The 24,790-nt window shown below is 71.0% G+C and carries 26 protein-coding genes; 9 read left to right on the top strand and 17 right to left on the bottom strand.

Annotation, left to right across the window (positions count from 1 at the left end):
• Positions 1–8: 8 nt before the first annotated feature.
• The 4 genes from L0977_RS09345 to L0977_RS09330 form a co-directional block, all read right to left on the bottom strand.
• Complete coding sequence (locus tag L0977_RS09345) at positions 9–677, bottom strand: dioxygenase family protein (RefSeq protein WP_234264594.1); 669 nt, start codon at positions 675–677, stop codon at positions 9–11.
• Positions 678–776: 99 nt separating this feature from the next.
• On the bottom strand, positions 777–1,967 hold the full coding sequence (locus L0977_RS09340; protein WP_234264593.1) for an ATP-binding protein: 1,191 nt from the start codon (positions 1,965–1,967) through the stop codon (positions 777–779).
• Positions 1,964–2,701, bottom strand: a complete 738-nt coding sequence (locus L0977_RS09335) for a response regulator (protein WP_234264592.1) — start codon at positions 2,699–2,701, stop codon at positions 1,964–1,966. The genes L0977_RS09340 and L0977_RS09335 overlap by 4 nt, the downstream gene beginning before the upstream one ends.
• A gap of 79 nt (positions 2,702–2,780) precedes the next feature.
• On the bottom strand, positions 2,781–4,451 hold the full coding sequence (locus L0977_RS09330; protein WP_234264591.1) for a GMC family oxidoreductase: 1,671 nt from the start codon (positions 4,449–4,451) through the stop codon (positions 2,781–2,783).
• A gap of 134 nt (positions 4,452–4,585) precedes the next feature.
• Between L0977_RS09330 and L0977_RS09325 the strand changes: the two genes are divergently transcribed.
• The 3 genes from L0977_RS09325 (at position 4,586) to L0977_RS09315 (ending at position 7,497) form a co-directional block, all read left to right on the top strand.
• A complete protein-coding gene (locus L0977_RS09325) occupies positions 4,586–5,518 on the top strand; it encodes a LysR family transcriptional regulator (protein ID WP_234264590.1) in 933 nt (310 codons plus the stop codon).
• A gap of 138 nt (positions 5,519–5,656) precedes the next feature.
• Complete coding sequence (locus L0977_RS09320; protein WP_234264589.1) at positions 5,657–6,160, top strand: hypothetical protein; 504 nt, start codon at positions 5,657–5,659, stop codon at positions 6,158–6,160.
• An 8-nt stretch (positions 6,161–6,168) separates the two neighbouring features.
• Positions 6,169–7,497: a DUF2235 domain-containing protein gene (locus L0977_RS09315; RefSeq protein WP_234264588.1), complete on the top strand. Its 1,329-nt coding sequence runs from the start codon at positions 6,169–6,171 to the stop codon at positions 7,495–7,497.
• A gap of 25 nt (positions 7,498–7,522) precedes the next feature.
• Here the strand turns inward: L0977_RS09315 and L0977_RS09310 are convergent, their stop codons facing one another.
• Positions 7,523–8,389 carry a hypothetical protein gene (locus L0977_RS09310; protein ID WP_234264587.1) on the bottom strand — a complete coding sequence of 289 codons (867 nt, stop codon included), beginning with the start codon at positions 8,387–8,389 and terminating at the stop codon, positions 7,523–7,525.
• An 82-nt stretch (positions 8,390–8,471) separates the two neighbouring features.
• Positions 8,472–8,927, bottom strand: coding sequence for an Lrp/AsnC family transcriptional regulator (locus tag L0977_RS09305; protein ID WP_234264586.1), 456 nt, complete (start codon positions 8,925–8,927; stop codon positions 8,472–8,474).
• Between the two features lie 100 nt (positions 8,928–9,027).
• On the opposite strand from L0977_RS09305, the gene L0977_RS09300 reads away from it, so the two are divergent.
• Entirely contained in the window at positions 9,028–9,645 is a 618-nt protein-coding gene (locus L0977_RS09300; protein ID WP_234264585.1) for a LysE family transporter, read from the top strand.
• A 6-nt stretch (positions 9,646–9,651) separates the two neighbouring features.
• On the opposite strand, the gene L0977_RS09295 is transcribed toward L0977_RS09300, so the two are convergent.
• Positions 9,652–10,530, bottom strand: coding sequence for an alpha/beta hydrolase (locus L0977_RS09295; RefSeq protein WP_234264584.1), 879 nt, complete (start codon positions 10,528–10,530; stop codon positions 9,652–9,654).
• Positions 10,527–11,000 (bottom strand): acyl-CoA thioesterase, encoded by a 474-nt coding sequence (locus L0977_RS09290; RefSeq protein WP_234264583.1) that lies wholly within the window; start codon positions 10,998–11,000, stop codon positions 10,527–10,529. Before L0977_RS09290 ends, L0977_RS09295 begins: the two co-directional genes overlap by 4 nt.
• A 171-nt stretch (positions 11,001–11,171) precedes the next feature.
• Here L0977_RS09290 and L0977_RS09285 point away from each other — a divergent pair, with 171 nt between their 5' ends.
• The gene (locus L0977_RS09285) at positions 11,172–11,498 is read left to right on the top strand and encodes a flagellar basal body protein (protein ID WP_234264582.1); all 327 of its coding nucleotides are present in this window, start codon (positions 11,172–11,174) and stop codon (positions 11,496–11,498) included.
• A gap of 16 nt (positions 11,499–11,514) precedes the next feature.
• Here L0977_RS09285 and L0977_RS09280 read toward each other — a convergent pair whose 3' ends face one another.
• Positions 11,515–12,351, bottom strand: a complete 837-nt coding sequence (locus L0977_RS09280) for a heme-dependent oxidative N-demethylase subunit alpha family protein (RefSeq protein ID WP_234264581.1) — start codon at positions 12,349–12,351, stop codon at positions 11,515–11,517.
• A gap of 35 nt (positions 12,352–12,386) precedes the next feature.
• Entirely contained in the window at positions 12,387–13,280 is an 894-nt protein-coding gene (locus tag L0977_RS09275; RefSeq protein WP_234264580.1) for a LysR substrate-binding domain-containing protein, read from the bottom strand.
• 102 nt (positions 13,281–13,382) lie between these two features.
• Here L0977_RS09275 and L0977_RS09270 point away from each other — a divergent pair, with 102 nt between their 5' ends.
• Genes L0977_RS09270 through L0977_RS09260 form a run of 3 tightly spaced genes read left to right on the top strand, consistent with a single transcriptional unit; the run spans position 13,383 to position 15,116 of the window.
• The gene (locus L0977_RS09270; protein WP_234264579.1) at positions 13,383–14,063 is read left to right on the top strand and encodes a Bax inhibitor-1/YccA family protein; all 681 of its coding nucleotides are present in this window, start codon (positions 13,383–13,385) and stop codon (positions 14,061–14,063) included.
• Between the two features lie 11 nt (positions 14,064–14,074).
• A complete protein-coding gene (locus L0977_RS09265) occupies positions 14,075–14,494 on the top strand; it encodes a hypothetical protein (protein WP_234264578.1) in 420 nt (139 codons plus the stop codon).
• 4 nt (positions 14,495–14,498) lie between these two features.
• Positions 14,499–15,116 carry an exopolysaccharide biosynthesis protein gene (locus L0977_RS09260; protein ID WP_234264577.1) on the top strand — a complete coding sequence of 206 codons (618 nt, stop codon included), beginning with the start codon at positions 14,499–14,501 and terminating at the stop codon, positions 15,114–15,116.
• A gap of 21 nt (positions 15,117–15,137) precedes the next feature.
• Here L0977_RS09260 and L0977_RS09255 read toward each other — a convergent pair whose 3' ends face one another.
• From L0977_RS09255 to alr, 7 genes are all read right to left on the bottom strand, one after another.
• Complete coding sequence (locus L0977_RS09255) at positions 15,138–15,902, bottom strand: sulfite exporter TauE/SafE family protein (protein ID WP_234264576.1); 765 nt, start codon at positions 15,900–15,902, stop codon at positions 15,138–15,140.
• Between the two features lie 94 nt (positions 15,903–15,996).
• A complete protein-coding gene (locus L0977_RS09250; protein ID WP_234264575.1) occupies positions 15,997–16,290 on the bottom strand; it encodes a metal-sensitive transcriptional regulator in 294 nt (97 codons plus the stop codon).
• Positions 16,287–17,303 carry an SLAC1 anion channel family protein gene (locus L0977_RS09245; protein WP_234264574.1) on the bottom strand — a complete coding sequence of 339 codons (1,017 nt, stop codon included), beginning with the start codon at positions 17,301–17,303 and terminating at the stop codon, positions 16,287–16,289. Before L0977_RS09245 ends, L0977_RS09250 begins: the two co-directional genes overlap by 4 nt.
• A 64-nt stretch (positions 17,304–17,367) precedes the next feature.
• Positions 17,368–17,604, bottom strand: coding sequence for a YgaP family membrane protein (locus L0977_RS09240; protein ID WP_234264573.1), 237 nt, complete (start codon positions 17,602–17,604; stop codon positions 17,368–17,370).
• A 35-nt stretch (positions 17,605–17,639) separates the two neighbouring features.
• Entirely contained in the window at positions 17,640–20,909 is a 3,270-nt protein-coding gene (locus tag L0977_RS09235; RefSeq protein ID WP_234264572.1) for an efflux RND transporter permease subunit, read from the bottom strand.
• Positions 20,910–20,919: 10 nt separating this feature from the next.
• A complete protein-coding gene (locus L0977_RS09230; RefSeq protein ID WP_234264571.1) occupies positions 20,920–22,080 on the bottom strand; it encodes an efflux RND transporter periplasmic adaptor subunit in 1,161 nt (386 codons plus the stop codon).
• Between the two features lie 114 nt (positions 22,081–22,194).
• On the bottom strand, positions 22,195–23,325 hold the full coding sequence (gene alr, locus L0977_RS09225) for an alanine racemase (protein WP_234264570.1): 1,131 nt from the start codon (positions 23,323–23,325) through the stop codon (positions 22,195–22,197).
• A 172-nt stretch (positions 23,326–23,497) separates the two neighbouring features.
• On the opposite strand from alr, the gene lplT reads away from it, so the two are divergent.
• Positions 23,498–24,781: a lysophospholipid transporter LplT gene (gene lplT / locus L0977_RS09220; RefSeq protein ID WP_234264569.1), complete on the top strand. Its 1,284-nt coding sequence runs from the start codon at positions 23,498–23,500 to the stop codon at positions 24,779–24,781.
• The last annotated feature ends 9 nt before the right edge of the window (positions 24,782–24,790 follow it).

Here is a 24,790-nt window from a genome sequence, read left to right as displayed (position 1 = left end):
GGATGGGGTCAGTGGGAAGCGGGCAACTGCACCAGGGCCACGTTCAGCACCACGTCGGCCCGCAGGCCCTCGGTGAACGGGTCGTCATGGACCGGCGCCACCTCGATGAGCGCCACCTCGTGCTCGGCATCGAAGCGCGGCTTGCGCTGGCCCGGCCCGACGGGCGGGGCCAGCAGGCGCCCGCCCAGGGCCTCGCTGCGCGCGGGCAGCTGCAGGCAGGCGTCGGTGCGCGACACCACGTGCCGGCCGTCGCTGAAGTACACCTGCACGTACACCGGCACGCTGCCGTCCCCGTAGCGGCCGGGGTAGACGGTGCGGAACTGCACCGCGCCCTGCGCGTCGGTGAACTGCACGCCGCGCATCATGGTCACAGCGCCCAGTTCGTCGTCGGCCGCGTCAAAGGTCCAGCCGCAGGCGTCGTGGTGCCAGATGTAGACCGCCGCCCGCGGAATCGCCAGGCCCCACCCATCCCGCAGACGCAGCGTCAGCGTCAGGGGCAGACCGGGGCTGTTGAAGGCGATGTCGCTGCGCAGCAGGGGTGACGCGCGCAGAAACTCCGTCAGCGGATAACGCCGCCGGGTGGGCCGCACCGGCAGCCGGTCGACCGGCGAGGGCATCAGGCCCGGCGGTGTGCCGGCCTGGACGGCAGAAGGGGCAGAGAGGGTGGCCAGGTGCATACCCATTGATTCTGGGAAGCGCCTGTGAACCCCACTTCTGCATTGTGTATAGGGGCCGACACAAACCGCTCCCGGGAGGCGGCCACTCCGCCGCAGCCGTCAGGCGGTTGGCAGATGCAGCGTGGCGCGCAGACCGCCTTCCGGGCGGTTCGACAGATCCAGGCGCCCGCCTTCGCGCAGCGCCAGGTCGCGGGCAATGGCCAGGCCCAGGCCACTGCCTTCCGCGCCCGCGATGCCGGCCGCCTCGGGCAGTTGCACCCAGGGCTGGAACACCCGGTCCCACTGCTCCGGAGCAATGCCCGGGCCATCGTCGTCAACCCACACCTGGGCCTGCCCGTCGACCACGTGCAGTGCGATGCGCGCCTGGCCGCCGTAGCGCAAGGCATTGCCCACGAGGTTGTCGACGATGCGGCGCAGCGAGGCCGGGTGGGCGCACACGCGCGCCGCCGGCAGCGGGTCGGCCAGGCTGACCGGCTGCCCGAGTTCGACCAGATCGTCGGCGAGCGACTGCAGCAGAGCGCCCAGGTCCAGCCGCAGCGGCGGCGAGGCGGTGGACTGCTCGCGCACCACCGCCAGCGAGCCGTCGATCAGCTCGTCCATGGCGCGGATGTCCTCGCCGGCCGCGCGGGCCGCCTCTTCGGGCAGGTGTTCCAGCCGCAGGCGCAGCCGGGTCAGCGGCGTGCGCAGGTCGTGCGACATGGCCGCCATGTGCAGGTTGCGCTGGTCGAACTGGTGCTTGAGCGCGAGCGCCATGCGGTTGAAGGCCCGGGCGCTGTCGCGCACCTCCACCGTGCCGTGGCGCTCGTCGAGTGCGGGCGGGTCGCGGCCGTCGGCCAGTTCCTGCGACAGCGTGGTGGAGGCCTGGGCCAGCCGCCGCATGGGCGCCGACAGCCAACGCGCCCCCAGGGCCGCGCCCACGCCGATGATCAGCGCCCGCAACACGTAGTCGAGCCACAGCGCCCGCGGCTGGGGCCAGGGGCCGGCATCCGGCCCGGCCACGGCATCCGGCGGCCACGCGGCTTCATCGGGCGGGCCCAACTGGGGCGGCGGCGGGCGGCCGGCCTCATCGTTCCGGTCCGACAGCGGGTTGCCCGGGGGCAGGGACGGCAGCGTGGGCAAAGCCGACGCACCCTGTGTGGACAGTTGCCCGATCCAGGCCACGCCCATGGGCGAAACGACCGAAAACGCGACCAGATGGCTGAGCACCAGCGTCACCCACATGAGCAGGAACAGGCGCAGGAACAGCGAGTCGACCCGCTTGAAGCGTTCGCGCCACACGCGCCAGCTCATGGCGCCTTCCTCGGTGCGAACAGGTAACCGGTGCCACGCAGCGTGCGGATCAGCCCCGCATGCGCGTCGGTTTCGCCCAGCTTGCTGCGCAACCGCGACACCGCCAGATCGATGCTGCGGCCCTGGGTTTCCACCCCCCGCGCCCGGGTGATTTCGAGCAGGCGCTCGCGCGTGAGCGCCTGGCCCGGGTGGTCCACAAAGGCCACCAGCAACCGGTATTCGGCCGCCGACAGCGGCACCATCACGCCATCGGGGCTGTGCAGGCGGCGCTGCACGCGGTCGAAGGTCCAGTCGCCGATGGCGGTGCGGGTGCGCGCAGGCGCCTGGGCCGCGCCACTGGCGGTGCGCAGCACGGCGCGGATGCGCGCCACCAGTTCGCGCGGCTCGAAGGGCTTGGGCAGGTAGTCGTCGGCGCCGAGTTCGAGACCGAGCACGCGGGAACAGGTGTCGCCCTGCGCGGTCAGCATGATCACCGGCAGCCGCGGCTGGTGCTGCTTGACCCACTGGCACAGGTCGAGCCCGCTTTCGCCGGGCAGCATCAGGTCCAGCAGCAGCACGTCGAAGGTCTCGCTGGTCAGGTGCTGGCGCATGGCCGCGCCGCTGGCCACCGACACCAGCGGCATGCCAAAGGGTCGCAGAAAGTCGGCCAGCAACGCCCGGATGCCGGGGTCGTCATCGACCAGCAGGCAACGGGTCAGGGGGGGCGCAACGGTGGGATCGGAAGGCTCGGACATGGCGGCACCGGGCCAGCAGGTGGCCCAGCCCGCCAGTGTAGGCAGGCCCCGGCCGGCTGTGCGCTGTGTGTCGGCTTCTTTACCCGCCCGACACCATCCAGCGCGCGGCCTTTTCCGCCACCATCAGCGTGGGGCTGTTGGTGTTGCCGCTGGTGATGGTGGGCATCACGCCCGCGTCCACCACACGCAGCCCGGCCACGCCGCGCACGCGCAGGCGGCTGTCGAGCACCGCCATCGGGTCGTCGGCCGGCCCCATCCGGGTCGTGCCCACCGGGTGGAAGATGGTGCTGGCGATGTCGCCGGCCAGGCGCGCCAGCTCTTCGTCGCTCTGGTACTGCGGTCCGGGCTTGAATTCTTCCGGCCGGTATTTCGCCAGCGCCGGCTGGCCGACGATGCGGCGCGTGACACGCAGGCTGTCGGCCGCCACCTGGCGGTCTGCGGCCGTGCTGAGGTAGTTCGGTGCGATGGCCGGCGCGTCCTCGAAGCGCGCACTGCGGATGCGCACGTGCCCGCGGCTGCTCGGGTTGAGGTTGCACACACTGGCCGTGAAAGCCGGGAACGGGTGCAGCGGCTCGCCGAAGGCGTCCAGGCTGAGCGGCTGCACGTGGTACTGGATGTTGGCGTGCGGCTGGGCCGGGTCGCTGCGGGTGAACGCGCCCAGCTGGCTGGGCGCCATGCTCATGGGCCCGCTGCGCCGCAGCGCGTATTCCAGCCCGATGCGGGCCTGCCCCCAGAGCGAATTCGCCAGCGTGTTGAGCGTCTGCGCGCCCTGCACCTTGTAGACCGAGCGGATCTGCAGATGGTCCTGCAGGTTTTCGCCCACGCCCGGCAGCTCGTGCACCACCGGCACGCCCGCAGCCTGCAGCACGGCGGCCGGGCCGATGCCCGAGAGCTGCAGAATCTGCACCGAGCCGATGCTGCCGGCACTGAGCACCACCTCGCGGGTGGCCGACACGCTCACGCGCTGGCCGCGACGCACGATGTCGCCCCCCGTGCAGCGCAGCGCGCCCGCCGCGTCACGCTCCAGCCGCAGGCGTTCGACCTGTGCCTCGGTCCAGACCGTCAGGTTAGGGCGCTGCCGAACCGGCCGCAAAAAAGCCTTGCTGGCGTTCCAGCGCCAGCCGGCGCGCTGGTTGACCTCGAAATAGCCCACGCCCTCGTTGTCGCCGCGGTTGAAGTCGTCGGTGGCCGGCAGGCCGGCCTGCTGCGCCGCCTGGGCAAAGGCGTCCAGGATGTCCCAGCGCAGGCGCTGCTTTTCCACGCGCCATTCCCCGCCACCACCGGTCGCCCGGTTGCCGTGCAGGGCAGCAAAGGCGGGGTCGGTCAGGCCCTCGTGGCGTGCATCGAGCCGCCAGTGGTCTTCGTGCGCCATGAAGTCGGGCAGGCAGTTCGCCCAGCGCCACTGGTCGTCGCCCGTCAGCTGCGCCCACTGGTCATAGTCGCGCGCCTGACCGCGCATGTAGATCATGCCGTTGATGCTGGAGCAGCCCCCCAGCGTCTTGCCGCGCGGATAACGCAGCCGGCGGCCATTGAGGCCCGCGTCGGGCTCGGTCTGGTAGAGCCAGTCGGTGCGCGGGTTGCCGATGCAATAGAGATAGCCCACGGGGATGTGGATCCAGTGGTAATCGTCCTTGCGGCCAGCCTCGACCAGCAGCACCCGCCGCGCCGGGTCGGCGCTGAGCCGGTTGGCCAGCAGGCAACCCGCCGTGCCCGCGCCGATGACGATGTGGTCGAAAGTGGTGTCGCTCATGCCGCTGTCTCCTCGGCCCTGCCGGGCTCTGATCATTTGCCCGTTTGATGAAAACGGGCCCGTGCTGCGCAGTGTGCCGCAGGCAGCGCCCGGAATCCAATGAGATTCAGCAAGCATTGATATAAGCTGCGCAAATGACAAACCGCCGCCCCAGCCCGGCTTTTCCGCACACCCCCGACCCCCAGGCGCTGCGCGCCTTCGTGGCCGTGGCCCGCGAAGGCCACGTTTCGCGCGCGGCCCAGCAACTGTGCCTGAGCCAGCCCGCAGTGAGCCTGCAGCTCAAGGCCCTGGCCGAAACTACCGGGCTGCGCCTGTTCGACCGCACGCCGCGCGGCATGGCCCTCACCGCCGACGGTGCGGCCCTGCTGCCGGTGGCGGAAAAAGCGCTGGCCGCGCTGGCCGATGTCGCCCAGGCCGCCGCCACCCTGCACCAGACGGTGCGCGGCACACTGCGCATCGGCACCATCCTCGACCCGGAATTCACCCGCCTGGGGGGCTTTCTGCGGCACCTGGTCGAACTGGCGCCGCAGGTCGGCACCGAACTGGGCCAGGGCATGAGCGGCGACGTGCTGGCCCGCGTGGGCCGTGGCGAGCTCGACGTCGGCTTTTTTCTCGATCTGCCGCACGACCCGGTGGGCGCGCCGTTCCAACTGCGCCCGCTCACGCACTTCACCTACCGCGTGCTGGCCCCGGCCGGCTGGGGCCCCCAGGTGCGCGGCAAGGACTGGAAAGCGCTGGCCGCCCTGCCCTGGCTGGCGACGCCCGCTGCCAGCGCGCACCACCGGCTGCAGCGGCGCGTGTTCGGCCCGGGCTCGCTCACCGGCCTGTCGCCGCGCCGCGTCGCCCTGGTGGACCAGGAAGCGTCCATGCTCGACCTGGTCAAGAGCGGCGTCGGCCTCTCGCTGGTGCGCGACGCCATCGCCATGCGCGAGGCCCAGGCACACGGCCTGGTGATCGCCGACCAGGTGGCGCTCGAATGCGAGCTGGCCTTCGTGTACCTGGCCGAACGGGCCGGAGAACCTGTCATCGCCAGCGCCCTGGCTGCGCTGGAAGCCGCCTGGCATTGAGCCCGGCACGCCTGCCCCCTGCAGCCGCCCCCAGCGGGACCCGCCGGCCGGCAGTTGCCCAAAATGAATACCAAGGCATTGTTTTATGCTCTCAGATTCGCCAAGCCTGTCTTGGCCGGACAGGGAGGAGAAAAACAGATGTCGATCCAGCACGTCTTTGCCCGCGGACTGGCCACGCTCGGCCTGCTCTGGGCGCTGGCCGCCTGCGCCACCGGACCGAAGCTGGTCTCGCACGCCTTCAGCTATGAAGGCTGGAACGACGGCTGGGCCCAACAAGCCGAACTGCTGGCGTTCAGCTACGGAGACCAATACGCACCAACGCGGGCCAACTCCCGGGATGACAAAGGCATAGGCAATTCATGGGGCGTCAACGGCCCCATGCCCGTGGGGGAATTCCTGTCCGTGAAGTGGCGGCTCAAAGCCACCGGTGAAGTCTTCGAGCAGCGCGTGGACCTGCGCCAACGCCTGCCCCGCGACATGACCGACCACGAGCTGACCTTCGTCATCGACGGCCCGCAGCTGTATGTCTACGTGGTCACCCCCGAACGCAAGCCGGCCTACGGTGCGCCCCCGATTCTCAGGACCTGGCGCTCCAAGTTTGCCCAGGCCTACGAGATCTTCCCGAACGCGCCGTCCCGCTGAGGTGCCCTATGGGAACGTCCTTTGTCCGGGAACTGACGCCGCAAGAGCTGGCCCGCCTGCCGGCCGCGCGGCAAGCCATGGAAACCGCAGGAACGCAGGGCTGCGCCACCCGCTTCACGTTCTTCGCCGCCTTTGATGGCACCCACAACGATGAGGCCAACCTCAAGCTTTCCGGCGATCCGTATCCGACCAACATCAGTCAATTGGGTATGCAGGCCAGAGAGGCCGCAGAAAGCAATGCAGGCATAAGGGCTCGCTACTACCCCGGTGTCGGCACCGGCGGCGACCAGGGCGGTCCGCTGCAAGCCGCCTTCTTCCCCACCGACGCGATCCAGGCCGCCGCCGAAAAGGCCTACCGCGACTTCAGCGATGTCGCCATCGACTACCTCAAGACCACCCCCGGCGCCCAGGTGAGCGACCTGGGCGTGGCCGTTGCCGGCTTCAGCCGCGGCGCAGCCTCCGCCATCCGCTTCGCCCAGTTGCTCCACGAACGCGGTCTGGTGGCGCCCGATGGCCAGGTGCTGGCCCCGCCGGGCAGCATCCCCGTCACCGCGATGGCGCTGATCGATCCCGTGGCGCGTTTCGTGACCGCACCGATGCACATCCCGCCCAACGTGCAGGGCCAGGTGCTGTCGGTGATCGCCGAGCACGAGCACCGCAGCGACTTCCGCCCGCTGTACCCCGTCAACGATCCGCGCGTGACGCAGGTGCGCCACCCGGGCAACCATGTCGGCGTCGGTGGCGGCTACGACGCCCAGGGCACGGCGGCCCATGTGCTCGAAGGCATGACGGCGTATTTCCAGCACCGGGGCGTGGGCATCGCCGATGTGCCGCCCGAGCGCCGCCATGACCCGCAGGCGCCACAGCGGCTGTACACCGAGGTCTGGCAGACCGCCCGCAACGGCGACGTGCTGGAAGACAAGCACGGGCGCCGCCAGGCGCAATGGCGCCACGACGACCCCGCCCAGGGGCGCATCGGGGTGGCACCTCAGGTGCCACCGGCGCACGAGGCCTGGCTGGAGCGGTTCCAGCGCGAGGTGGGGCCGCGCCTGCAGGCGCTGGGCCATGACCGGCTGGCCTGCGAGCGCATCGCGGCCGGCTGCGTGTGCCGCTCGGCCGGCTACAGCCCGGCGAATGCCCCGCCGCAGTTCCTGCTGAGCGCGGACCAGCGCCAGATCGGGGTGCTGCACCACTCGGGCCTGCTGCAGGAAATGCCGCTGCAGCGCTTGCTGACCGAGCCGGCGCCCGACCCCACCCAGGCCGTCACCCCCGCAGCGCACCTGGCCCGAACACCGCTGCCAGTCCCGGAACACGAGCCGATGGTCCGGGGGCGCTGACCGCCCACGGCAGGCCCGCGCCCGCTCAGAACACCGCCGGCAGGCCGAGCGGAAAGTCGTAGTCGTCGTCCAGCGCACGGCCGGCCATCGGCGGCAGCATCTGGGCGATGAACACCTCGCCCAGCCAGCGCCGCAGTGCGGGCGAAACCGCTTCCGGCGGGGCGATAAGCGTGAGGCACGAAAAGCTGCCGATGCCGGGCTCCACCATCAGGCCCTCCGGCAGGTTGCCCCCTTCCGGTGGCGCGTCCATCCCGGTGCCCGCCTCCTGGTACCAAGCCAGCAGAAACCGCTCGAAGTAGGCCACCGTGCCTTGCCGCCAGGCCTGGGGCAGGTAGACGTGCCAGGCGGCGGGCTCTTCGACCACGAAGCCCCAGTCGAACTCGTGCACGCGCTCGGGCGCCTGCTCGAAGACGCCCACGCCCTGCACATCCTCGCGCGCGACGTACTCGTGAAACAGCGGGCCCGGCCCGCTGGGTTCGCCCGCGACGAAGCGGCGCACATCGGACAGCGAGGGGGCAAAGGCCGGCGCCGGCTCGGTGACCGAGCGCTTGGCCCGGTTGAGCAGGCGCGCGGTGGCGTCCACACTTTTCTGCGCCTGGATGCACCAGTCCATGAAGGTCTGGCGGCCCGCCGGCGTGGCCAGTTGCCCGAGTGTGTTTTCGAAAGCGGCGTCGTCCTTGAGGTAGCCGTCTTCGCGCAGCCGCAGCACGATGTCGAGCATCGCGTTGCGCGTGATGTTCTCGATCATGTAGGCCATCTCGCCGCCCGCGTAGCTGCGCAGGGTGTCGCGGATCCAGGACACGGTCTGCTCGCCCGTGAGGCCCTGCGGCGCACGCGGCATGTCGTTGAAGATCGCGCGCAGCACGCGCACGGTGTCCTGATCGCTGGCCATGAAAACTCCGGAGCGGGTCGTCGTTCGGGGCGGGTCTGCCTGCAAGGATAGTCGCATCCCCGCGATGGCCCAAGCCCAGCGATCAGGTCGACGCGGGCCGCGCCAGCCCCCGGCGCTCGATCGGGGTCGAAAAAATGATCGAGGTGCGGGTTTCGCCGTACCCGGTGATGCCCGCGATGAAGCGCTCCAGGTCGCGCAGGTCGCGCGCCACGACGCGGATCAGGTAGGAATCCTGCCCGCTGACGTGGTGGCATTCCAGCACTTCGGGGCTGGCGCGCAGCTTGTCCAGCAGGGGTTGTTTGCCGGGCTGCGGCGCGTGGATGCCGATGATGGCGCCCACCCCGTAGCCCACCGCTTCGGGATCGATGTCGGCGCGCACACCGCGCACCACCCCCGCGTCCTGCAGGCGGCGCAGCCGTTCCTGGGTCGCGGGCACGGACAGCCCGACCTCCGCCGCCAGGGCCTTGAGCGAGGCGCGGCCGTCGGCCTGCAGCGCCGTGATGAGGCGCCAGGCCTTGTCGTCGATTTCGAGGGACATCAGGTCAAACTCCGGTTTCACCTGATGATCGAAGGTTTTGGGCACATTTGTCCAGAAAAAGTGCATTCCTGAACGGCGATGGCCTGTCTACGATAGCGGCATGACGGAAGCCTCTGTTTTTCTCAAAGCGATGCTGATCGGCTTGTCGATCGCGGCACCGGTCGGGCCCATCGGTCTGCTGACGATCCAGCGCACGCTGGATCGCGGCATGGCCATGGGCCTGGCCACCGGGCTCGGGGCGGCGGTGGCCGACGCCTGCTACGGCGCGGTCGGTGCCTTCGGTGTGCACTGGCTCATCGGCACGCTGCAGACCCTGCGCCTGCCGCTCGCGCTGGGCGGGGGCGCGCTGCTGCTGTGGCTGGCCTGGCGCACCTGGCGGGCCCCGCTGGCGCGCTCGGCCGCCCAGGCGGGTGCCGCCGATCTGGCCGGCGCGTTCGCGGGCACAGTGCTGCTCACCCTGGCCAACCCGGCCACCATCCTGTCGTTCGTCGCGGTGTTCGGCGCGCTCAGCGGTGGTCTGGCCGTCAGCGTCTCACCGCTGACCCTGATTGCGGGTGTGTTGGCCGGCTCGACCCTGTGGTGGCTGCTGCTGTCGGCCGGGGTGGCCGCCTCGCGGCAGCGCTTCACCGACGCCTGGCGCCGCCGCATCAACCAGGTTTCGGCCCTGGTGCTGGCGGGCTTCGCGGTGTGGCAGGGCGTGCTGGCACTGCGGGGCTGAGGCCGGTCAGGCGCGCCACGCGCCCGAAGCGCCGATGCGCCCGTGCACAGCCGGCCCCGCACCAGCCGCCGCGATGATCCGCTGCACCTGTTCGGCCAGCCGGTCCGCCACCGCGGGCCGCCGCGCCAGGTGCGCCGACATCCGGTGGTCGCAGCCTTCGAGCACGATGGTGCTGCAGCGCGCACCGGCCGCGGCGCGGATGTCCGCCAGCACTTCGGCCGGGATCGGGCTGTAGACGGTGCGCGACGCGCCGTCGGGCACGGTGACCGTCACCGTGCCGGCCGAACGCCCGGCCTGCCCGCCGTGGGCCTGGGCCGGCAGGCCGTCGTATTCCCCGGTCACCAGCAGCACCCGGCCCTGGAAACGCCTCAGAAAGGCCAGCGACGCCGAATCCCGGAACCCGAAAGGCACCGAAATCGCCGCCGTGAACGGGGGGCCGAAGTGCGGCGCGGCGAAGGCCGCTTCCGGGTACAGCGCCGGCCCGCCGAGCACCAGCGTGTGCACCGTGGCCGCGTGCGCTTCGGCCACCTTCAGCGCCAGCGCACCGCCCAGGCTGTGGCCCATGACCACCTCGGGGCCGGGCGACAGGCGCGCCGAAAACCGCAGGGCTTCCTGCAGGTTGCGCGCCAGCGAGGTGGCGTCCAGCGCCAGCGGCGAATCGCTGCCATGGCCCGAGAGGCTGCCGGCCAGGCTGGCCACCCCCCGCGCCTGCAACGGCCGCAGCCAGGGGTCGAGCCGCTCCAGGTTCGAGCGCGCGCCGTGCAATGCCAGCATGCGGCTGCCGCGGCCAGCGGGCAGCACACGGACCGGCAGGGTGTAACCGTCAAAGGTCTCGAAGAACCGCTCTTCAGGGGCCACCGGGCCGGTGCCCGCAGGCGCCGTCACTTGATGGCCGCGAAGCGCTGTTCCATTTCGCGGCGCATGCTCTTGCGCAGCTCGGCGGCGGCATGGCGGCGACGCTCGTCGGGGGTGAAGGGGCGCAGCGGCGCCACCGTGGTGGGCTTGCCCGCTTCGTCGACCGCCACCATGGTGAAAAAGCAGCTGTTGACGTGGCGCTTGTCCTGCGTGCGGATGTTCTCGGCAATCACCTTGATGCCCACCTCCATCGACGAGCTGCCGGTGTGGTTGACCGACGCCAGGAAGGTGACGAGTTCGCCCACGTGGATCGGCTGGCGGAACATCACCTGGTCGACGCTGAGCGTCACCACGTAGGTACCGGCATAGCGGCTGGCGCAGGCGTAGGCCACCTGGTCGAGCAGCTTCAGGATGGTGCCGCCGTGCACCTTGCCGGAAAAGTTGGCGGTGTCGGGGGTCATGAGCACCGTCATGCTCAATTGGTGCGCGGGCAGTTCCATGGGAATGGCTGAAGTCGTGGGGCGATCGCGAAAAGCAGCGATCGTGCCACGAACCGGCACCGCCGGTCGGCGCGCGGGCCTTTCGGCGCCCCGGCGGCTTCAGATTTCCGGCGGACCACCGAAAACCAGCCAAGGCCTCTGGCCCGGCCCACCCACGCCCGTCCTCCGTCCATGGCCCTGACCCTCAACCCCATCGCGACCGCGTTGAGCGGTTTGAACGCCGCCCGGCAGCGGCTGGACACCAGCGCGCACAACATCGCCAACGCCCAGACGCCCGGGTTCCGCCGCCAGACGGTGACGCAGACCGCGCAGCCCGGCGGCGGCGTCGAGACGCGCATCGGCCAGGCCACCGAAACGTCCACCGGCACCGGCGACTTCGGCCACCTGGCCGACGATCTGGTCGATCAGCGGATCAGCCTCTACAGCTTCGCCGCCAACCTGAAGACCCTGCAGACCACCGACCGCATGCTGGGCACCCTGCTCGACCGGGAGGCCTGAGGCCGGCCCGCGTCTTTCAGGCTGTGGCCAGTTCGGCGCAGAGACGGGCGTGCACCGCGCCCATGCCGCGGTAGGCCACCACGGCGTCGGTCATGGAGGCAAGGGCCGCGCGCAGCGCCTCCGCGCGGCGGGGTTCCACGGCCAGCACCTGGGCCAGCGGGCAGACCATCACGCGGATGAAGAACACGCCGCGCCGCAGGGCGGGCAGCGGCAGCGTGGTCTGGCGTTCGACGCGGAAGAACACCTGCTCGATCAGGCGGCCGCTACCCGCCTCGGCGCGGGCCAGCGCGTCTTCCCAGCGGACCCGGCGCGTGTCGGGGTGCTGGGGCAGTTCACCACCGGGCGTGAGCAGCCACACATGGCGCAGCATGGGCGCCTGGCGGAACGCCATGTCCACGATGCCGCGGGCACCGGCCAGCAGCAGCGCGTTGTCGGCCACCGGCGCGTGGATGGCCAGGAAGTCCAGGCCTTGCTTTTCCTGCGGCACCCAGTTGGAGGGGAAACACACGGACAGGAACCGCGTGCGCAACGTGCCGGTGGCGCCGTCGGGCACGGGCTCGTCGTGCAGGATCACGAAGTCTTCCTGCAGGCCCCGTGCCAGGGCATCGGCCTCGGGCGCCAGGTGCACGCCGGTTTCGCGCGCATACGCTTCGGCGATGGCGGCGAGCACCGCCGGATCGGCCTCACCGACCTGGGCCCGCGCGGGTTGGTGGGCCAGCACCGCGCGCTTGGCGGCGGCGTACGCGGGCGCCAGCGCATCGCGGTGGAACAAGGCCCCAGGTGGGGCACCCTCGGCCGCCAGCCGCGACAGCCCGGGCCGCATGCGAAACGGGCCCTGCACGGTCCACGGCATATCGACCGCCGGCGTGAAAAACCCGGCCGGCACCGTCACTGCTCGCCCAGATGCGCTTCGAGCAGGCGCTGCACCAGCGGGTGCTGCACCTTGCGCGCGGTGCCGATGGCGTAGAAGTGCTCCTGCACCCCGTCGCAGGGCGCCACCCAGGTCAGGCCGTAGCCGTTTTCCAGCTTTTCGCGCACGTGCTCGGGCGCGGGGAACACGCCCATGCCCGAGGCGCCAAAGGTGGCCAGCAGCGCGCTGTCCTCGAATTCGCCAACCACGCGCGGGGCGATGCCCTGGCGTTCGAACCACTGGTCCAGCCGCAGACGCACCGAGGTGTGGGCCGTGGGCAGCAGCACGGGCACGTGCTCCAGGCTCCGGGGAAAGCCCTCGCGCGCGCCGACCAGCCAGTTCGCGGACGCAAACCACGCCAGCGGTGAGTGACCGAGCGCGTGGCTGTAGAGGCGCAGGTTGGGGTTGGCCGGGGCCGGCCGGTCCGACAGCACCACATCGATGCGGTGCAGCGCCAGGTCGGCCAGCAGGTCGTCGAAGTCGTCCTCGTGGCACATCAGCCGCAGCCGGGGTTCGTCCATCACGGGTTCGAGCAGGTCGCGCACCGCCAGTTTGGGCAGCCCGCCGGAAATGCCGACGATCAGGCGCACGCTGGTCTGCGTGGCGGCGTCACGCACAACCGTGGGCAACTGCTCGCCCAGCAGGAAGATCTGCTCGGCCAGTTGCAGCGCGGTCTGCCCGGCCTCGGTCAGGGCCAGCCCCCGGCCCGCCGGCTTGAACAGCGCATGGCCCAGCGACTGTTCGAGCAGCCGCACCTGTGCGCTCACCGTCTGGACCGCCATGCCCAGGCGTGCCGCCGCGTGCGACATGCCCCCTTCTTTGGCGGCGACCCAGAAGTAATACAGGTGCTTGTAATTGAGTTCCGACTGCATGGTCTGATTTTTACAGAAGCTGGTTCATGCATTTTCTGCTTTATCGAGCAGATCTGCACCCCTATCTTTCAGGATCCCGTTCGTCCCTCACCGGAGACCCGCATGGAACACCTTGAACGCCACCCCGCCGCCGCCCGCGGCACCACCCTGCTGAGCGACCGCCCCGAGGTCGCTCGCGTGCTGCGCAACACCTATGCGCTGCTGTCGCTGACGATCCTGTTCGCCGCCGGCACCGCGGCCCTGGCCGTCGCCAACGCCTGGCCCTCGCCCGGCCTGGTCCTCACGCTGGTGGGCTACTTCTGCCTGCTGTTCGCGGTGCACAAGCTGCGCAACAGCGGCTGGGCCTTGCCGGCAGTGTTCGCGCTGACCGGCTTCATGGGCTACACGCTGGGCCCGCTGCTCTCGCACACCCTGGCCCTGCCCGGCGGCGCCGGCACCATCGTCGCCGCGCTGGCCGCCACCGGGGCCACCTTCGTCGGCCTGTCGGCCTACGTGCTGACCACGCGGCGCGACTTCAGCTTCATGGGCGGCTTCCTGTTCGCCGGCCTGGTGATCGCCATCGTGCTGGCGCTGGTGGCCTACTTCTTCACCTTGCCGGCCCTGGCGCTGGCGGTCTCGGCCCTGGTGGCGCTGCTGTCGGTCGGTCTGATCCTGTTCGAGACCAGCCGCATCGTCAACGGCGGCGAGACCAACTACGTGCTGGCCACGGTGGGCCTGTTCGTCTCGGCCTTCAACCTGTTCACCAGCCTGCTGCACCTGTTCGGCATCGGCGGCAACGACTGACGCAAGCCGCCATGAAAACGCTGATCTGGAGCCTGACGGCCTTGCTGGCTGTGCTGTGGACCGGCCTGGCCGCCCTCACCCACCGCGTCACCGACTGGCTGCTGGGCACGCTGGCCGCCGGTGCGCTCGACCAGGCGGCCGGATCGGTGGGCGCGCCCACGCCACCCGCGCTGCCCGACTGGCTCGCGCCCTGGCTCGACACCGCCACGCTCGCCGCCTGGCAGGCCCTGGCGGCCGACCTGCTGCGCGGGTTGTCGGCGGTGCTGCCCTCGGGCGATGCGGTGATGGCCTGGCTCGGCCCTCTGATCGGGGTCGGCTGGGGCCTGGGCATGGCCCTGCTGCTGGCGGTGGCCGGCGTCCTGCACTGGCTCGCGGGCCGCTGGAATCCGGCGCGCACGGCACCGGGTCCGCAACCGGGTTTCGGGAGCTGACACCGTGCACGCCGGACTCGCCCAGCGCCTGCGGCAGGCCGCCACCCGGCAGGCGGCTCCCACCCAAACCGCCACACCGCTGAGTCTGCGCGAGCTGTTGCACCTGCACGGCGAGGGTTCCGGGGCGGTGCTGCTCCTGCTGATGGCCTTGCTGTCGATGCTGCCGGTGGCCGGCGCGGGCACGGTGCTGAGCTTCGGCATCCTGGCCCTGGCGGGTGCCTGGCTGCGCGGCCGCGACAGCCTGCACCTGCCCGAGCGCCTGAGCGCCCTGCACCTGAATCCGCGCTGGTCGCAGCGCTGCCTGCACGGCCTCGCCTGGACCTACGAACGCGCCGAACGCTGGCTGCGTCCGCGCTGGCAGGCGCTGTGCCACCACCGCACCCGCGTGCTCTGGGGCCTGTGGATGGCGCTGATGGCGGCGCTCATCTTCCTGCCACTGCCGCTGGGCAACGTGCTGCCCGGCACCAGCCTGATGCTGCTCGGCCTGGGCTGGCTGTTCCGCGATGGCCTGGCCCTGCTGGTGTCCACCGCCGTGGGCGCCGCTGGTGTGGGCTACGCCATCTCGGTCGGCCACCTGGCCATCGCGGCCTGGCAGCAGGCCGGGGCCTGGCTGGGGTGGTGAGCCCTGCCGGGAAACCGCCGCTCAGCCCCGCAGGAAGAACAGCACGCTCATCACCAGCCCGGTGACGATCACGCCCGCGCGCACCCAGGCCACCGGCAGCGCCTTCGACCAGCGCGCACCGAAGTAACCGCCTGCCGTAGCGGCCACCATCATCACCAGGCCCTGCTGCCAGGCGATGGCGCCCGCCATCACGAAGGCGGCCACGGACAGCCAGGACAGCACCAGCGAATTCAGGTTCTTGAGCGCGTTGACGGTGTTGAGGCGCGTTTCACCGGTGAGGGTGTAGAGCGCCATCAGCAGAATGCCCAGCCCGCCGTTGAAGTAGCCGCCGTAGATGGCGACCAGCAGCAGCCCGGGTTCGCGCCAGCGATCGGGCCCGCGGCCCGACCCGGCCTGTGTACGCCGGGCCAGCGCCGGACCGGCGGCGAACAGCGCGGTGGCAAACAGCAGCAGCCAGGGCACCAGGCCGGCAAACAGGTGGGCCGGCGTCACCAGCAACAGGCAGGCGCCGGCCACCCCACCGGCGGCCGCGATGGCCGTCTCCCGCCGGAGGCGGCGGGCCGGCAGTGCGCGCAGTTCCGGGCGGAAGCCCAGCGTGCTGCCCAGATAACCGGGGCTCACGGCCAGCGCGCTGGTGGCGTTGGCGCTGATGGGCGGCACACCGGCCCACACCAGGGCCGGAAAGGTCAGAAAGCTGCCGCCCCCGGCGATGGCGTTGAGCACACCGGCCCCGAAGGCGGCGGCGATGAGCAGGCTCCAGAGGGCAACGTCGGGCAGGGCAATCACGGCAGGCGGGACCACAAATCACAGAAAAGTGCATTGTGGGAGCGACTGCCCGCCCGATTGCGTCACCGAAACGCAAAACTGCCCGCCGCCAGCCTCATCGCGTGCCGCCCAGCTGGCGTTGCAGACGCGCCATGACGGCCCCGAGGCGCTCGCCACCGGGATCGGGGGCCGCCGTCAGGTCGGAGGCGGCCAGCGCCAGGTTCAGATCGACAAACGCGCTGTCCAGCGCGTGCCGCGCGGCCAGCAGCTGCTGCGCGATCAGGGTGCAGTCGACCCCGTCTTCCAGGAGTTTTCGCACGCCCCGCACCTGCCCTTCGGCCCGGCGCAGGCGGTGCATCAGCTCGGCGAGCCGCCGGGCATCGACCGCCTCGCCGTGCGGGGTTTTCACGGGGTCACCGGCGTGATGCTGGCCACCGGTTCCGGCGCCAGCAGCGAGCCTTCGCGCAGGCCGCGCACGGTGGCGAAGCCGAGCCAGACGATCACCACGGACGTCAGCGCCAGCATCAGCACGCCCAGGGTGCGAAAGCCGCCCGAGAGCGTGAGTTCGGCCACCCGCAGCGTCAGCACGGTGAAGGCCGCCAGGGGGAAGGACAGCGCCCAGAACGGCACGGCAAACGGTTGCTGTGCGATGCGTCGCACCAGCGGCAGCAGCCAGAGCAGGAAAAACAGCCCCGTGCCCCACAACCCCAGCACCACCGCCCGCGGGGCGCCCATCTGGGCCGCGACCACGCCGATGACCGCCGGCGGTGCCAGCGTGATGAACCAGGCGGGCAGCACCCGGTCGGGCAGGGGCCCGTGGGCGATGCGGCGCACCATCACCAGCACGATGACCACCGGCCAGAGGAACGCACCGAGGCCGAACTGGGCCAGGGCCCACAGGTCGTGCCCGAGCGCCACACCGGCCAGCGGCGCCACCACATTGCCGACCACCGGAATCAGCAGCACCGGGGTGACGGCCGGCCACAGACCGCCCGCTGGCGCCGCCGCGGGGGCCGGTGCCAGCCAGCGCCCCAGCACCCACACCGTGGCCGCGAGCTGGCCCAGGCTGCCCAGCCACCACAGCGCGTTCAGCACGGCGGCACCGCCGCCACCGCCCAGCGCCAGGCCCACCGTGGCCAGCAGGAGCAGCGACACCGGCACGGTGGCGATGAAGGCGTGGCGCACCGGGTGGCGCAGGTCCTCGGCCAGCGCGGCCGGGTAGCGCTGCCAGCGCAGCACCGACGCCACCAGCAAGACCCCGAATACCAGCGTTGCCGCCGCCCCGGCCACCAGCGCCACGCCGAGCGCCAGATCGCCCAGCAGGCCCTGGGCACGGTGCCAGGCCAGCGCCAGGCCGGACAGCCCCATGACGATGGCAAACCAGCCGGGCATGAGGAATTTCAAGGGCGTCGGGTGGGACATGATCGGTTCGGGAAACGGCTCACAGGATCGGGCGGGCGGTCAGGCCGCGCCCGGCGGAATCAACTCACTGGCACTTGCCGCTGCCGCAGTGGCCGCCGCCGTCGGGAATGCCCAGCTTGCGGAACAGAAACGCGGGCGGGCAAAAACCCGTGATGCCGGATTGGAACAGGTTGAAGCCGGCGAAAGCGGTCAGCGCCAGAAACCACTGGTTGACGAAGATCGGGCTGCCTTCGACGCCCAGCGCGAGCGAGAGCATGACGACAAAACCGGCCAGGATGCGGATGCAACGTTCAACGGTCATGGGGAACTCCTTGATGAAAAACGGGGAACACAGGTTCAGGCGTCGGCCGCCTCGTGCCGGCGGCGATAGACCGCGTAATACAGCACCGGGATGACCACCAGGGTCAGCATCGTGGACACCGCGATGCCGAAGATCAGCGCGATCGCCAGACCGTTGAAGATCGGGTCGTCGAGGATGAAGAAGGCGCCCATCATGGCCGCCAGGCCGGTCAGGGCGATGGGCTGCGCCCGCACCGCGGCCGACTGCACCACCGCCTGCGCGAAAGGCACGCCGCGCGCGGTTTCCAGCTCGATGAAGTCCACCAGCAGGATGGAGTTGCGCACGATGATGCCGGCCAGCGCGATCATGCCGATCATGGAGGTGGCCGTGAACTGCGCCTGCAGCAGCGCGTGGCCCGGCATCACCCCGATCATCGTCAGCGGGATCGGCGCCATGATGATCAGCGGCGTGACGTAGCTGCGGAACTGCGCCACCACCAGCAGGTAGATCAGGATCAGGCCGACGCCGTAGGCGGCGCCCATGTCGCGGAAGGTCTCGTAGGTGATCTGCCATTCGCCGTCCCACTTGATCGCGTATTCGCGGTACGGGTCCCGGGGCTGCGAAATCCAGTATTCGCCCAGCTCGCCCGCATTCGGCAGCGCCGCCGCCTGGAGCCGGGGCCGGATGCCGAACAGGCCGTACAGGGGCGAGTCGGTGTGGCCCGCCATGTCGCCGAACACGTAGCTCACGGGCATCAGGTCCTTGGTGTAACGCGGCTGGTCGATCACGCCGCGCTCCACCGTCACCAGTTCGGACAGCGGCACCATGGCTCCGTTGGCGGCCTTCAGCGGCAGCGCCAGCACCGCGTCCAGCCCGACCTGCCGCTCCAGCGGCAGTTGCAGGCGCACCGGCACCGGGAACTTGGCCTGCCCGTCGTGCAGGTAGGCCACGTCCGCGCCCGACAGCGCGGCGTACGCGGTCTGCGCAATCACCTGCACCGGGATGCCGAGCGACTCGGCGCGCTGGCGCTGGATGCGCAGGAAGGCGCGCGGCGCGGCTTCCTTGAGCGTGGTGTCGATGGCCACGATGTCGGGCGTGTCGGCGAACGCCTGGGCCACACGCTGCGCGAGTTCGCGCCGCCCGGCCTCGTCCGGCCCGTAGACCTCGGCCACGATGGGCGACATCACCGGTGGGCCCGGCGGCACTTCCACCACCTTGATGCGCGCACCGTGCGCGGCCGCGATCCGCTCCAGCGCGGGCCGGTGGCGCTGCGCGATGGTGTGGCTCTTGTCGCTGCGGTGGTGGGCGTCGACCAGATTGACCTGCAGATCGCCGCCTTCGGCCTCCGCGCGCAGGTAGTACTGGCGCACCAGGCCGTTGAAGGTGATCGGGCTGGCGGTGCCGGCATAGCCCTGCACGTTCGTCACCTCGGGCTGCCGCGCCAGCCAGGCCGTCATGTCCTGCAGCGCGGCGGCCGTGTCTTCCAGCGGCGTGCCGGCGGGCATGTCGACCACCACCTGGTATTCGCTCTTGTTGTCGAAGGGCAGCATCTTCAGCACCACCCACTGCACCATCGCCAGCCCCACCGACAGCAGCAGCGCCGCGATGATGCCGCCCGCCAGCAGCCAGCGCTTGCGGGCGCTCGCCAGGAAGGGCGTGAGGATCTTCGTGAACGTGTTCTGCAGGCCGCGCGTGAGCTTGCCCGGACCGTGGTCTGCGTGGTGTCCGTCGGCGCCATGGGCCTTGGTCAGCTTCAGCGCCAGCCAGGGCGTGACGGTGAAGGCGATGGCGAGCGAGATCGCCATGCCCATGCTGGCGTTGATCGGGATCGGGCTCATGTACGGCCCCATCAGGCCGGTCACGAACGCCATGGGCAGCAGCGCCGCGATCACGGTGAAGGTGGCCAGGATCGTCGGCCCGCCCACTTCATCGACCGCGCGCGGAATGATCTCGCGCAGCGGCGCGTCGGGCGTGAGCTGGCGGTGCCGGTGGATGTTCTCGACCACCACGATCGCATCGTCCACCAGGATGCCGATGGAGAAGATCAGCGCGAACAGCGACACCCGGTTGAGCGTGAAGCCCCAGGCCCAGGACGCGAACAGCGTGGCCGTGAGCGTGAGGATCACCGCGGTGCCGACGATGACCGCCTCGCGCCGGCCCAGCGCCAGGCCGACCAGCACGATCACGCTGCCGGTGGCGAAGATCAGCTTCTGGATCAGCTTGTTGGCCTTGTCGGCCGCGGTCTGGCCGTAGTCGCGGGTGATGCTGACCTGCACGTCGTCGGGGATCACCGTGTTCTTCAGGTTGTCCAGCCGCTCGGCCGCGCCGCGCGCCACGTCGACCGCGTTCTCGCCCGGCTTCTTGGTCACGGTGATCGTGACGGCCGGGTGGTTCCGGCCTTGGGCGCCGGGATGGGCTTCGTCGACCACGCCCGGGGTGAACCAGACGTAGCGCTGGGGCAGCTGGGCACCCGCTTCGACCCGCGCCACCTCCCGCAGGTAGACCGGCCGGCCGGCGTTCACGCCGACGACGATGTCGCCCACGTCCTGTTCGCTGCGCAGGAACTCGCCGGTTTCCACCGACCACATGCCGGGTTCGCCCGGCGCCGGGTTCGGGTTCACCACCGAGCCCGAAGGCATGGCCTGGTTGGCCGCCGCGATCGCCGCCTGCAGTTGCTGGACGCTGACGCCGCGCTCGCGCAGGCGGTTCGGCTCCAGCCACACGTGCACGGCGCGGCCGGGGCCGCCGATGGTCACCACCTCGCGCGTGCCCGGCACACGCTTGAGCTCGGTCTCGACCGCGTGCGCCACGCGCTCCAGCGCGTGCGCACTGTCCGCGCCATCGGTCCACAGCGTGGCCGCGAGCACCGGCACGTCGTCGATGCCCTTGGGCTTGACGATGGGCGTGAGCACGCCCAGGCCGGCAGGCAGCCAGTCCTGGTTGGCGTTGAGCACGTCGTACAGGCGCACCAGCGCTTCGGTGCGCGGCACGCCCACCTGGAACTGCACCGTCAGCACCGCCACCCCGGGGCGCGCCACCGAGTAGGTGTGCTCGATGCCCTGGATCTGCGAGAGCACCTGCTCGGCCGGCGCGGCGACCATCTTCTCCACGTCGGCGCTGGACGCACCCGGGAAAGGAATCAGCACGTTGGCCATGGTCACGTTGATCTGCGGCTCTTCCTCGCGCGGTGTGACCAGCACGGCGAACAGGCCCAGCAGCAGCGCCACCAGCGCCAGCAGCGGGGTGATGGCATTGGCCTGGAAAGCCCGCGCCACCGTGCCGGACAGGCCCAGCTTTTCGCGGGAATCGGGAGCAATGGGTTTCATGGTCAGGCCCTCAACGGTCTGCGGGCTGGGCCCCGTTCAGCCCGGCCCGCACCGGGTCCGTGGCCACGCGGTCGCCCGCCTGCAGGCCCGCCAGGACTTCCACCGTCGCGCCCTGCCCGGCCGCGTGGGTGGCGCCCACGCGCACGGCCCGCAGCACAAAGCCGTCCGGCTGACCTTCGCCGCGGCCGGCCACCACGTAGACCGCCGTCAGCTCGCCCCGCCGCACCAGGGCCGAGGCCGGCACCATCAGCCGCGCGGCCTGCGCACCGGCCGCAGCGCTGCCCACGAAACGCACCTGGAGCTGGCGCCCCGGCACCTGGCCATGGACGTCGGCCTGGGCCAGGTCCAGCCGCCACTCCACCGTTTGCGACACCGGGTCGGCCGCCGGCATCGCGGTCTTCGCGGCCGGCGCCACCCAGCGCTCGGCGCCGGGCAGCAGCACCTCGACCGTCTGCGCCTGCGCGGCCACGGCCTGCTGCGACGCCGGCACGTACACCACCGCCCGCAGGGACTGAGGGGCGTACACGGTCAGCAGCGGCGCGCCCGGCAGGGCCAGTTGCCCGGCCTCGGCCTGGGTCGACAGGACCCAGCCGTCGTACGGGGCGGTCACGCGGGTGAAACCCTGCGCCACGCTGGCCTGGGTCTGGCCGGCACGCGCCGCCGCCGCGCCCGCCTGGGCCGCGCGGTACTGCGCCTGCGCGGCGTCCAGCGCCGCCTGGGCCACGAAGCCCTGCGCCCGCAGGTCGCGGGTGCGCTGATACGCGGCCTGGGCATTGGCCAGCTGGGCATCGGCCTGGGCCACACCCGCCGAAGCCTGCGCCACCCCGGCCTGGGTGGCACGGTCGTCGATCACCGCCAGCAACTGGCCGGCTTTGACCCGGTCACCCGCCTTCACGTGCAGCGCCGTGATGCGGCCGCTGGCCTGCGCCGACAGCACGCTCTGCTGCACCGCCTGCAGGGTGCCGTCGAACACCGCCGTGGGCGCCACCGCCTGCGCACCGAGCGTGATCACCGGCACGCGGGGGCCGGTCTGCGCCAGCGCCGCCAGCGGCAGCAAGGCCGCCGCCACGATCAGACGCCAGGCCGCTCGCACGCGCCCAGGCCGGCTCCGGCGGGTGGATGCCCGTTCCAGGGGCAAGGCAAAAACAGCAAACAGATCGGCGGCACGCATGGGGTTCTCCTGTACGGGCCGAGTATATTCATATACCCCCAGGGGTACAATACCCCCACCCCCTACAGGCGATTGCCCCGGTGCCGGAACGCCGACCGGACCGTGCCCGACCGGTCAGACCGGCGCGAAGGGCACGCGCGGCGCCACGGCGCACAACAGCTCGTAGCTGATGGTGCCGGCAGCACGGGCCACCTCGTCCACCGGCAGCACGGCGCCGGTGCTGGGCGAGACGCCCCACATCACCACCTCGCTGCCGATGCCGGCGGGCACCCCTGCGGCGTCCAGCGGCGACAGGTCGACGGTGATCATGTCCATGCTGACCCGGCCGACCAGCCGGGTGCGCACCCCGTTCACCAGCACCGGCGTGCCGGTGCCGGCGTGGCGCGGGTAACCGTCGGCATAACCGCAGGCCACCACGCCGATGTGCAGCGGTCCGTCCGCCGTGAAGGTGGAGCCGTAGCCCACGGTATCCCCGGCCTGCAGCCGCTGGGTGCCGATGACGCGGGTGCTCAGCGTCATGGTCGGCTGCAGATCCCAGTGCGCAGCGCTGTTTTCCGGGTAGTCGGGCGCGCTGCCGTAAAGCGCGATGCCTTCGCGCACCCAGTCGGCCGCGAGCGTGCTCACGCCCACGCCGCGCAGCGGCCGGCTGGCGTGGCGCAGCATCGCAGCCGTGTTGCACAGCGTGCGCTCACCGGCCAGGTCGGCGGTGGCGGCCTCGAAAGCCGCCACCTGGTGGTCGATGCCGCGGGGGCCGTCGGCATCGCTGAAGTGGGTCATGAAGGCGATTTCGTCGACCTGGGGCAAGGCGCTCAGGCGGGCCCAGGCCGCGCGGAATGCGCCGGGCGTGAAGCCCAGCCGGTTCATGCCGCTGTTGAGCTTGAGGAACACCCGGTGCGACTGCTGGGTCTTGTGCGCGGCCAGCCAGTCGATCTGCTCGTCGCAGTGCACCGCGTGCCACAGCCCCAGGCGCGAACACAGCTCCAGGTCGCGCGGCTCGAACACGCCTTCGAGCAGCAGGATCGGACCGCGCCAGTCGAGGGCCCGCAGCCGTTCGGCTTCGGCCAGGTCCAGCAGCGCAAAACCGTCGGCACCGCGCAGGGCCTCGAAGGCGCGCTCGATGCCGTGCCCGTAGGCATTGGCCTTGACCACCGCCCAGACCCGGGCATCGGGTGCCCGCACCCGGGCCTGTGCGAGGTTGTGGCGAAGCCCTTCGGGGTGGACGGTGGCGAGGATCGGGCGGGGCATGGCAACGACAGAAAACGGCGGGAGAACGGGCGGCGGTGGCGCTTCATGGGCCCTTCAGGGTGCCATGCTATAACCCCGCATCCTTGGAGATAGCGCCGACTTTCGCACAAAAAACCGCTGCTGACCCGGGCCCAAACGGTGCCCAGACCACCCGGTCCACAGAATCATCCCCATGAAGCGCGGCTTCTACACCATCATGACGGCGCAGTTCTTCAGCTCCCTGGCTGACAACGCGCTGTTCGTGGCCGCCATCGAGTTGCTGCGCAGCCGCCACGCACCCGAATGGCAAAGCGCGGCATTGGTGCCGCTGTTCGCCCTGTTCTATGTCGCCCTGGCCCCCTTCGTGGGGGCCTTCGCCGACGCCCGGCCCAAAGGGCAGGTGATGTTCATCAGCAACGCGATCAAGGTCGCCGGCTGCCTGCTGATGCTCACCGGCGTGCACCCGCTGGCCGCGTACACGCTGGTCGGCCTGGGCGCAGCGGCCTATTCGCCGGCCAAGTACGGCATCCTCACCGAGCTGCTGCCCCCCTCTCAGCTGGTCAAGGCCAACGGCTGGATCGAGGGCCTGACCATCGCCTCCATCATTCTGGGCGTGCTGCTGGGCGGCCAGCTGGTTGGCCCCTACCTCTCGGCCCAACTCATGGCGATCCAGCTGCCAGGCCTTTCGCTCGGGATCGACCACCCGGCCGAGGCCGCCATCGCGGTGCTGGTGGGTGTCTACGCCCTGGCGGCCATGTTCAACCTGCGCATCCCGCTGACCGGCGTGACCCCGCGGCCCATGCCGCGCAACCCGCTGGCCCTGCTGCCCGACTTCTGGCGCTGCAACAGCCGGCTCTGGCGCGACCACCTGGGCCAGATCTCGCTGTCGACCACCACCCTGTTCTGGGGCGTGTCCGGCAACCTGCGCTATATCGTGCTGGCCTGGGCCGGCGCCGCGCTGGGCTACAGCACCACGCAGGCGTCCAGCCTGGTCGGCGTCGTGGCGCTGGGCACGGCCGTGGGCGCGGTGGTCGCCTCGCTGCGCATGCGGCTGGACCAGGCCACACGGGTGATGCCGCTGGGCATCGCGATGGGGCTGCTGGTGATCGGCATGAACTTCATCGACAACGTCTGGGTCGCCGCCCCGTTCCTGGTGCTGCTGGGTGGGCTGGGCGGCTTCCTGGTGGTGCCCATGAACGCGCTGCTGCAGCACCGGGGGCACAACCTGATGGGCTCGGGCCGCTCGATCGCGGTCCAGAACTTCAACGAACAGACCTGCATCCTGGGCCTGGGGGCGCTCTACAGCCTGTCGACCGGGCTGGGGCTGTCGGCCTTTGCCGCCATCACCATCTTCGGCCTGATCGTGGCCGGAGTGATGGGGCTGATCATGCGCTGGCACCAGCACAACCAGCGGCACCACGGCGTCGAGCTCGAACGCCTGCTGGAGATCGCCCGGCGGGACGACCTGCACGGCTGAGCGCCGCGC

Source organism: Hydrogenophaga sp. NFH-34, assembly GCF_021401345.1.
Taxonomy (GTDB): domain Bacteria; phylum Pseudomonadota; class Gammaproteobacteria; order Burkholderiales; family Burkholderiaceae_C; genus Hydrogenophaga; species Hydrogenophaga electricum.
This window is presented reverse-complemented; position numbering and strand designations above follow the sequence as displayed.